The organism is Dietzia sp. UBA5065 (genome assembly GCA_002415925.1).
Classification (GTDB): Bacteria; Actinomycetota; Actinomycetes; order Mycobacteriales; family Mycobacteriaceae; genus Dietzia.
The window spans coordinates 10,656-19,789 of the sequence record DIAZ01000110.1; the positions used below are offsets into that span (position 1 = coordinate 10,656).

8 protein-coding genes are annotated in these 9,134 nt (G+C 70.8%); 5 read left to right on the forward strand and 3 right to left on the reverse strand.

The window, feature by feature from the left end:
* Positions 1-91 precede the first annotated feature (91 nt).
* Both B4M60_RS08625 and B4M60_RS08630 read left to right on the forward strand, forming a co-directional pair.
* Positions 92-1,759 carry a DNA repair helicase XPB gene (locus tag B4M60_RS08625; protein WP_291082298.1) on the forward strand — a complete coding sequence of 556 codons (1,668 nt, stop codon included), beginning with the start codon at positions 92-94 and terminating at the stop codon, positions 1,757-1,759.
* A 26-nt stretch (positions 1,760-1,785) separates the two neighbouring features.
* Positions 1,786-2,472, forward strand: a complete 687-nt coding sequence (locus B4M60_RS08630; protein ID WP_291082301.1) for a DUF3239 domain-containing protein — start codon at positions 1,786-1,788, stop codon at positions 2,470-2,472.
* Between the two features lie 29 nt (positions 2,473-2,501).
* On the opposite strand, the gene B4M60_RS08635 is transcribed toward B4M60_RS08630, so the two are convergent.
* Positions 2,502-4,199 (reverse strand): HNH endonuclease signature motif containing protein, encoded by a 1,698-nt coding sequence (locus tag B4M60_RS08635; protein WP_291082303.1) that lies wholly within the window; start codon positions 4,197-4,199, stop codon positions 2,502-2,504.
* A gap of 293 nt (positions 4,200-4,492) precedes the next feature.
* Between B4M60_RS08635 and B4M60_RS08640 the strand changes: the two genes are divergently transcribed.
* The 3 genes from B4M60_RS08640 to B4M60_RS08650 all read left to right on the forward strand — a co-directional run bounded on the left by B4M60_RS08640 (position 4,493) and on the right by B4M60_RS08650 (position 7,223).
* A complete protein-coding gene (locus B4M60_RS08640; RefSeq protein WP_291082306.1) occupies positions 4,493-5,644 on the forward strand; it encodes a MalY/PatB family protein in 1,152 nt (383 codons plus the stop codon).
* 162 nt (positions 5,645-5,806) lie between these two features.
* On the forward strand, positions 5,807-6,553 hold the full coding sequence (locus B4M60_RS08645; protein ID WP_291082309.1) for an HtaA domain-containing protein: 747 nt from the start codon (positions 5,807-5,809) through the stop codon (positions 6,551-6,553).
* A gap of 31 nt (positions 6,554-6,584) precedes the next feature.
* Positions 6,585-7,223, forward strand: a complete 639-nt coding sequence (locus B4M60_RS08650; protein WP_291082311.1) for a heme oxygenase (biliverdin-producing) — start codon at positions 6,585-6,587, stop codon at positions 7,221-7,223.
* A 129-nt stretch (positions 7,224-7,352) separates the two neighbouring features.
* Here B4M60_RS08650 and B4M60_RS08655 read toward each other — a convergent pair whose 3' ends face one another.
* Together B4M60_RS08655 and B4M60_RS08660 are read right to left on the reverse strand one after the other, a co-directional pair.
* On the reverse strand, positions 7,353-8,033 hold the full coding sequence (locus tag B4M60_RS08655; protein ID WP_291082313.1) for a hypothetical protein: 681 nt from the start codon (positions 8,031-8,033) through the stop codon (positions 7,353-7,355).
* 1 nt (position 8,034) lies between these two features.
* Positions 8,035-9,134 (reverse strand): HtaA domain-containing protein (locus B4M60_RS08660; RefSeq protein WP_291082315.1); only part of this gene is annotated, 1,100 nt, incomplete at its 5' end.

Consider the following 9,134-nt stretch of genomic DNA (forward strand, 5'->3'; position numbering starts at 1 on the left):
ACCCGACCCGCTGACCCGACCCGCCGCCCGATTTTCCGGGACACTGGAGGGTCGGGTCCGCGCGGGCCCGAGAGAACCGAGGAGAACCGACGTGAGTGGTGGACCGCTGATCGTCCAGTCGGACAAGACCGTGCTTCTGGAGACCGACCACGACCGGGCGAACGACGCCCGGCAGGCCCTGGCACCGTTCGCCGAACTCGAGCGCGCCCCCGAGCACGTGCACACGTACCGGATCACCCCGCTCGCGCTGTGGAACGCCCGTGCCGCCGGACACGACGCCGAGCAGGTCGTCGACGTGCTCGTCACCTACTCGCGCTTTCCGGTGCCTCAGCCGCTGCTGGTGGACATCGCCGAGACCATGGCCCGCTACGGCCGGCTCCAACTGGTCAAGAGCCCGGTTCACGGCCTGGTCCTGATCTCCCTCGACGCCGCCGTGCTCGCCGAGGTCAAGCGCCACAAGAAGATCGCCCCCATGCTCGGGGCCGAGGTCGACGCGGACACCGTCGTCGTCCACCCCTCCGAGCGCGGCCGCATCAAGCAGGAACTGCTCAAGGTGGGCTGGCCTGCCGAGGACCTGGCGGGATACGTCGACGGCGAGGCCCACGACATCGACCTGTCCACCGAGACCGAGCCCTGGGAGCTTCGGGACTATCAGCAGATGGCCGCGGACTCGTTCTGGGCCGGCGGGTCCGGCGTGGTCGTGCTGCCGTGCGGCGCGGGCAAGACGATGGTCGGCGCGGCCGCGATGGCAAAGGCCAAGGCCACCACCCTGATCCTCGTGACCAACACCGTCGCGGGTCGGCAGTGGAAGCGCGAACTCCTGGCCCGGACCACGCTCACCGAGGACGAGATCGGCGAGTACTCGGGCGAGCGCAAGGAGATCCGACCGGTCACCATCGCCACCTATCAGGTGGTCACGCGCAAGACCAAGGGTGTGCACCGCGCGTTGGAGCTGTTCGACTCCCGCGACTGGGGCCTGATGATCTACGACGAGGTGCACCTGCTCCCGGCACCGGTCTTCCGGATGACCGCCGATCTGCAGTCCCGACGCCGACTCGGCCTCACGGCGACCCTCGTCCGCGAGGACGGCCGGGAGGGCGACGTGTTCTCCCTCATCGGCCCCAAGCGCTACGACGCCCCATGGAAGGACATCGAGGCGCAGGGCTGGATCGCACCCGCCGACTGCGTGGAGGTCCGGGTGACGCTCACCGAGAACGAGCGGATGATCTACGCCACCGCGGAGGCCGAGGACAAGTACAAGCTGTGCTCGACCGCCCGGACCAAGATCCCGGTGGTCAAGAGCATCCTCGCCAGGCACGCCGGCGCGCCGACCCTGGTGATCGGCGCGTACCTCGACCAGCTCGCGGAGCTCGGGGTCGAGCTCGACGCGCCCGTGATCCAGGGTTCCACCACGAACCGCGAGCGGGAGAAGCTCTTCGACGCCTTCCGCGCCGGCGAAATCACCACGCTCGTCGTGTCGAAGGTCGCCAACTTCTCGATCGATCTGCCCGAGGCGAGCGTCGCCGTGCAGGTGTCCGGGACCTTCGGGTCCCGGCAGGAGGAGGCGCAACGGCTCGGCCGCCTGCTGCGGCCGAAGCACGACGGCGGCCAGGCGCACTTCTACTCCGTGGTCTCCCGCGACACCCTCGACGCCGAGTACGCCGCCCACCGTCAGCGGTTCCTCGCCGAGCAGGGGTACGCGTATCGGATCGTCGACGCCGACGACCTGCTCGGCCCGGAGATCCCCGAGGTCGGGTGAACCGGGAAACCTGGGATACTCGACCCATGGCCGCCGATCGCACCCCCCGCGCCCCGCACGAGCAGTACCGCCTCGCCGAGTTCCCCGTGGACGACGCCTGGGTCCGCAAGAACAACGAGAGCCTCGCCGAGGTCAGGCGGCTGCAGTGGTCGGCCGGGATCCTGGGGGGCATCGTCCTCGCCGCCGGGATCGCCGTCCTCGTCTACTCCGGTCCGGCCGCGTGGGGCTGGTTCATCGCCGCGATGGCCGGCGCCTTCGCCCTCGGCTGCCTGGCGATGATCTGGTACATCCCGCGCAAGATGGGGTCGATGGCGCAGACCTACGCGACGTCCGAGTTGATACCGGCGGTCATCGCCGACGTGCGGCCTCGCGGTGTGACCCTGCTCGCCCTGGCCGACCGCGCCGTGGACCGGTCCGCCGGTAAGCTCCCCGTCCTGGTCGCCCGCAGTTGCGAGAAGATCCCCGGGCACGAGACCCGAGTCGGCGAGCGCGTCCCCTGCGTCGCGGTGGTGGGCAACCGCAGCGCGCGGGGCAGGGACAACCTGTACCAGTTCATCTCTCCCATGCCCGTCGCCTGGGCCACCCCCGACACCACCGTCCTGCGCCGGCTGGTCAAGGAGATTCCCGCCGGAGAATGGGAGACCCTCCGGCAGAATCTCGACCGGGTCGACGAGGTCAGCGCCCTGCCCACGAGCCTGCTCCCCCTCGACTGACCCAGGCCCGCACCCCCGCAGCGGCCCACTCACGCCGCCGCGGGACGGACGGGAGGCAGGTCCCGGCCGTCCAGGTCCCAGCCGTTGAGGTCCGCGGCGGCGAGGTCGTCGAGTGCCCAGGCGTCGAGGAGCTCCGCCGACGGGTCCGGTTCCCCGCCGGGATCGGCGCCGGACGGGTCCGGGCCCGGCTCCCCGACCCCGGCCTCGTCGTCCGCCGCCATCGGGTCGCCGAAGAACTCCCCGGCGAGCCCGATCCGGGAGGCCGGACCGGAGGGATACGTCCGCGCCGTGCTTCCGTCTGGTCCCACCCAGGTGAACACCGAGTACTGGTCCACCGTCACCGTCCACTCGTCGTGGGTCTTCAGCCGGTGATGGCTCCGGCACATCGCGCCGAGGTTGACCTCGATGGTCCACCCGCCCGAGATCGGGTCGCGGTGCAGGAACGGTCGGACGTGATCCACGTCGCAGTCCTCGGCGGGGACACTGCACCCCGGGAACCGGCAGCAGCCGTCACGCATCCTGACCTTGGCCTTGAGCCAGTCCGGGATCCGGTACCGGAGCGCGTAGGCGGGGAGGTCATCCGCGATGGCGTCCCACTGCGTGCCGCCCGGCTTGGTGTGCGGAGTGGTTATCCACGACAACCAGTCGCCGGGCCGCACCTGCTGAACCGGCCCCCCGGGCGGGAACAGCCTCCCTGCTGCCGCGAGGACCCCGGCCACCGCCTCCGACGACACGAGTCCGAGCCTCGACATCCACACCGGGACGATCGGGGACGGCCGGTCCACCGCCTCCTGGGTGGTGTGCAGCATCACCGCCACCCCGCCGGCGCCCGTGCGCCCTCCGGCCGCCTCGGCCGCCTCGGACCCGAGTGCAGCGTCGACGATGCCACCCAGCTCGTCCGACTCGCCTGCCGCCGGTAGCCCCGCCCGCCCGGCGACCGCCACCAGCAGCGCCACCGCACGACAGCGCCCCAACGACAGGCGGGCCCCGTCGTCGTCGCACGGACGCGCCCCGTGGATCCGTCGCGCCAGCCTGTCCACCCGGGCGTGGACGAGCGCCGCGGCCGGCCCCGGCAGCACAGCCAGCAGACGGGCCACCCCACCCGGAAGCCCCTCGATGTCGACCCCGATGCCCGCCCTGGCCGCTCTCGCCGCGGTGCGGACGGCGTCGGGGTCCATGAGCATGACGATCTCGTCGACCGCCGCGGTCACGGCCTTGGCCGACATCCGCGCGCCGGTGGCGAGCTCGGAGATGATCATCTGGTCGATCCCCGCGTCGACCCCGGCGCACAGCCGCGGGTCGACCTCGAAGGTGCGGGACACGATCTGCTGGACCAGCGAGCCCGGCACCTTCCCGTCCAGGAACGACCTCGCCAACAACGGCAGGTGCTCGAAGAGCTGGATGGCCGCCTTCACCCTGTACCGGGTCGCGGCCACGGTCACCGGAGCCGCCACGCACCAGAGGGCGCAGGCCGCCTCCGCCGCCTCGACCCTCTCGTAGTCGGCGGTCCGCGCCAGCACCGCGTCGGACAACCTGGCCGACTCCCGCCTGTAGAGGGTGAACAACGCCAACCATTCCGCCGCCTCGGCCCGGTAGCGCTCCCGCACCACCCGGCGCAGGTCCCCCGGCTCCCCGCCCCCGAACTCGCAGGCGGGAGACTGCTCCGGGTACCCCACCCGGAATCCCGCCCGCACATTCGGGGCCGACACCCCGCCCTGGTCAGCCATACGATCCTCCTCCATCCGAACCCCTCCACCCGGGCCCCTCCACCCGAGCCCCCTGCACGAACCTGTGTTCGATTGACTCACCGTACCGCGCGGGTACGACACGACCCGCCCTCAAAGCGCGGCACGCATCGTGGGAGGCGACGCGGGGCCCACCGGCGCGGACCCGGCCACCACGCTCACGCCGGCGGCCACGGTGTGCTCACGGGCGGTTGCCGACGCGGTGAGCACGGGGCCCCTACTACCCTTGGGTCTCTGCCCGTTCCATCGCCCGCCGCCCGGAAGGATGCGCCACCGTGCCGTTCCCCCTGAATGTCCCCGAGTCCGCGCTCCGCAGGCGGCGGAGCCAGAAATGGGTGGCCTACCCCGAGGACGTCTTGCCCCTGTTCGTGGCCGAGACCGACGTCCTGCTCGCGCCCGCGATCCGGGACCGACTGGCGGCCGCGGTGGCCGACGGAGACACCGGGTACTTCGCGGAGATCGAGCGACTCTCCGGGGTGTGCGCGCGGTACTACTCCAGGTTCGGCCACGAGGTGCCCGAGGACTCGGTGGTCCCCGTCAACGACGTGGGGGTCGGCGTCCGCGAGTCCCTCGCCCGGATCCTCCCGGCCGGGAGCGGCGTGGTGTACACACCGCCGGTGTACATGCCGTTCGCGCCGTGGATCAGGCGGGTGGGGATGGCGCCGGTCGCGGTGCCGTTGATCGACCACGACGGCGAGGCCCCGCGTCTGGACCTGGTGGGCATCGAGCGCGCGTTGGCGGACGGGGCCCGGGCCGTGCTCCTCAGCCACCCCCACAACCCCACGGGCGTGCTGCACCGCCCAGACGAGCTGGCCACCCTCGCCGATCTGGCGTCGACGCACGACGCCGTGGTGGTCTCCGACGAGATCTGGGCGCCCCTGACCATGCCCGGGGTGGGGTTCCGGTCGTTCCTGGCCGCCTCCGACTCCGCTCGCGAGGTGGGGCTGGCCATCTCGTCGGCGTCCAAGGCCTTCAACCTCGCGGGCCTCAAGTGCGCGTTCGTCGTCAACGGCAACCCGGAGCGATTCCACGTCCGGCGCTCTGCCCTGTCCGGCGCGGTGGGGCACTTCGGGGCGCTGGCCGCCGAGGCCGCGCTGACGGAGTCGTTGGACTGGCTGGACGAGCTCCGGACCGCCCTGTCGGCCAACCTCGACCTCATGGACACGCTCCTGGCCGAGCACCTGCCTCGCGCGCGGTGGCGTCGTCCCGACGCCGGGTTCGTCGCGTGGATCGACCTGCGCGGCTACCCGGGCCTCGGTGACGACCCCGCGGCGTTCTTCCTCGACGAGGGCCGCGTGGCGCTGAGCAACGGCCCGGCGTTCGGGACGGAGGGCAGGGGCTTCGCCCGCGTGAACTTCGCATGCTCGGAGGAGCTTCTCACAGAGGCGATCGCGCGGATGGGCAGGGTCGCGTCCTCACGATCGTGACCCGCGAGGACCCGTCAATGTGTGGGATACATCACATCGGTGACTTAGGTTAGCCTTTCCTGAGTAGTTGTTACTAAGGTAAGCCTTGCCTCCCGCCCGAGGGGGGTCGACTCCGCCGGGCGCAACGGGCGCCCGGGATGATTCCTCGAAGGAATTCACCACATGTCTCTCACTGCTTCCCGGTCGGCCGCCGTCGCGCTGACCTCCGCCGCCCTCATCTGCCTGCCCGCTCTCGCCATCCCGGCCGCCGCCGGCGCCGACGCGCCCGCCTGCAACCCCGCCGTCACCACGTACTCGGTCGCCGGCGGCTCCATCGAGTGGGGCTTCAAGCAGAGCTTCCGGAGCTACTTCCAGACGGGCGCGCAGGGGACCTGGACCCTCTCCGACGGCGTCACCTTCAAGGGTGCCGAGCGCGGGGCCGACGGCCGGTTCGCGTGGCCGATCTCCGAAGGCGCGGTGACCGGGAAGAACGCCGCCACCGCCTCCGGCGACGGCAGCGTCCACTTCGGCGGCCACGGGGGCGCCCTGGATACGACCCTGTCCAACCCGACGGTCGAGATCACCGGGACGACGGGCGTGCTCAAGCTCGACTACGAGGGCAACGAGCTCAACATGACCCCCGGTGCACCCTCCGTGCCCGTCAGCGGCACCCAGGTTGTCGCCGCCACCTTCACCCTGCCGAATGACTCGAACTTCCGGACCGGCGGCCGTGTGACCGTCACGTCCACTCCGTCGACCATCGGGAACGACTTCGTCCCCGCGTTCGGCAGTTACCCCGCCGGTTCGCAGCTCGATCCGGTCACCGTGGTGCTGGACATCACGCCGCCGTGCAACGGCGCGGACGAGAACGACGACGACAACGGCAGCATCTTCGGTTCGCTCGGCAACCTCTTCAACTTCGGCTCCTGAGCCTCTCCCCTACAGCAACCCCGGAGGAACAATGGTGACCACCCTTTCCGCCCCCCTGTCGAAAGCGCTTCACGATTCGACGATGGCGGCCCACGATCAGGCGGAGAACGCCTCGTTCATCACCCGCCTGATGTCGGGCGAGGGGACGGTGGACGGTCTGGTGGCCCTTCTGCGGCAGTCCCTCCCCGTCTACGAGGCGCTGGAGACGGCGTGCCGCGGCGCCGGCGACGATCCCCGACTGGCGGCGATCCTCGACCCGCGCCTCGACCGGACGAATGCGCTTCGCGCCGACCTGGAGACTCACGCCGCCCAGGGCCGCTCGTGCGACGTGGTCGTCCCGGCCGTCAACGTGTACGTCGACGAGCTCCGCGCGTGCACCTCGGACCCCGCAGCCCTCATCGGACACCACTACGTCCGCTACCTCGGCGACCTCTCGGGTGGCCAGATCATCAAGACCATGGTCCGCCGCCACTACGGGGTCGAGGACGGGCTGAGCTTCTACGAGTTCGAGATCGACAAGCCCAAGGTCTACAAGGACGAGTACCGGGCCGCCCTCGACGCCCTTCCCCTGAGCGAGTCGGACCGGGAGGCGGCGCTGGCCGCGGCCACCCGCGCCTTCGAGCTCAACCACCAGATCTTCCTCGATCTGGAGGCTGCGGGCGTCCGCTGAGGCACCGCCGCTGCCGTGAGGGCCCGGATCCGCACCGCGGATCCGGGGCCTCACTCGTTGAAGTCGAGCATGCGTGTGGAGTTGCCGGCCCCGGCCGATGACGGCGACCCCGACACGAGGGTGTCGGAGTCAGCTGGGCAGCAGCCCGGCGAGGCTGCCGAGCGGCACCGAGCCCATGGGGGACGACTCACCGAAGGTGATCGGCTGGTAGGTCTCCCACGCGGCGTGCGTCGCCCCGCCCCCGGCGTAGGTGTAGATGCCCAGGTTGCCGTCCACGCCGCCGGCCACCTCGTCCACCAGCGCCTTGGACACGGTGAACGTCGTGCTGAAGCTGCCGTCCGCGCCGAGCTCGATCGCCCCCCTCGCGGCCCCTCCGATGGTCGTCATGTCCTCGGCGTCGACCGCCCAGTACTGCGTGATCACCTTCCGCGCCGAGGACACCGCGCCGGCAGAGGGCTGCCACTCGTCCGCGAACTTTCCGAGGATCACGTAGATCCCCGGGTTCTTCCCTGCCAGCGGGGGCCGGCTGGCGACCACGGAAGCATCCTTGAAGCCGGTCCCGGAGACGGTGATATCGTGCTCGCCGTCCGCACTGAGGGTTGTCTCCGAGACCGTCACCCGGGGACCATCGACCTGCTGGGCCGAGGCCGAGGTGAGTGACTGGAGCGCGGCGCTGACCAGTGCGCCGAGGCCTGCCTCGTCGGCATTGGCCACCGGGACGATCGCGGCGCCGGAGAGCAGCGCGACCGCCGCCCCCAGCACCGTGACACGGCGGCCGGCGAGCGCGAGCCTGGATCGAGAAGTCTTCACATCAGTCCTTTCGGCGAACTGTCTGGTAGAAAAGCCCTGCCGCGAGCGCGAGCAGAGCACCCCCCACCCACCACTGCCACTGGGCGGCGGGGTTCCCCGTCTCCGAAGAGCCGGAAGTCTGTGCGTAGGCCACCTCGGTGAGGGGCAGGTTCGACGCGACCGGGGCCGCGGCCTGCGGAGCAGCGGGGCTCGACGCGGGCGTCGCGGGCGCTGCGGGCGCTGCGGGCGCGCTCCCGGATGCGGGGATCGTGATGGTCGCGAGGGTGGCGCCCACCGTACCGGCGGTCATCGGGACCCCGGCGTCGTAGTACTCCTCGTACTGCGCCGCGAACTCCTCCTCCACGAGGACCCCCGAGTCGCCGGAATCGCCTGCGGCGGCCGGGATACCAGCCTGCGCGGCCTTGACCGCGTCCGGCTGCAGCGGCTTCCACGCCTCGTCCATCCACGCCTCGGCAGTCCCTGCGACATCCGTTCCCGCCGCGCGGATGATGTCCTCGACGGTGTCCTGGAGAACCTCTCCGATGATCCCGTTCGAGCCCCCCGGATCACCGGACCCACCTGATCCCCCACTGCCCGGGCCGGACGCACTGTGCGGGTTATCGGAATCCCAACTCACGACAATCGGAGATGGCACCTTGGTGGCGTCGGAAGAACCGCCGGTGGAATACCAGAATCCACCACTTCCGGATTCTTTGGCGAAGTCAAGGAACGACTCCGGGAATGCGCCCCAATCCGACCCGGTCTTGACCTGGGGCGTACTGCTGTCCGCCCGCGGATAGGACACGCCGCGGTACTCCGGCTGCGAAGAGAACCCGGTCTCATCAGACAGTCCGACCTCGTCACGGTCCAGGGTTGCCAGGGTGACCTTCTTGGGCGTCATCCTGGTCCATTCCGACGCGTCGGCCCGGTCACTTCGATGCCCACCCAGCGTCGCCGTCACCACGGCGCGCGAAGGGGTGACGGTGAGAACGGGATCGCTGATGGTGAGGTAGACGAACCCGGAGTAGTACAGCACCGAGACGGTGCCGTCCCACTCGATCTCCGCCGTCTTGCCCGCCGGGTCCACCGTGCCCTCACCGCCGGTGAAGACCATCTCGAGGC

Excerpts from the sequence above, each read along its gene's own strand:
- B4M60_RS08630 (WP_291082301.1), top strand. The coding sequence starts at position 1,786 with ATGGCCGCCGATCGCACCCCCCGCGCCCCGCACGAGCAGTACCGCCTC.
- B4M60_RS08635 (WP_291082303.1), bottom strand. The coding sequence starts at position 4,199 with ATGGCTGACCAGGGCGGGGTGTCGGCCCCGAATGTGCGGGCGGGATTC.
- B4M60_RS08645 (WP_291082309.1), top strand. The coding sequence starts at position 5,807 with ATGTCTCTCACTGCTTCCCGGTCGGCCGCCGTCGCGCTGACCTCCGCC.
- B4M60_RS08650 (WP_291082311.1), top strand. The coding sequence starts at position 6,585 with ATGGTGACCACCCTTTCCGCCCCCCTGTCGAAAGCGCTTCACGATTCG.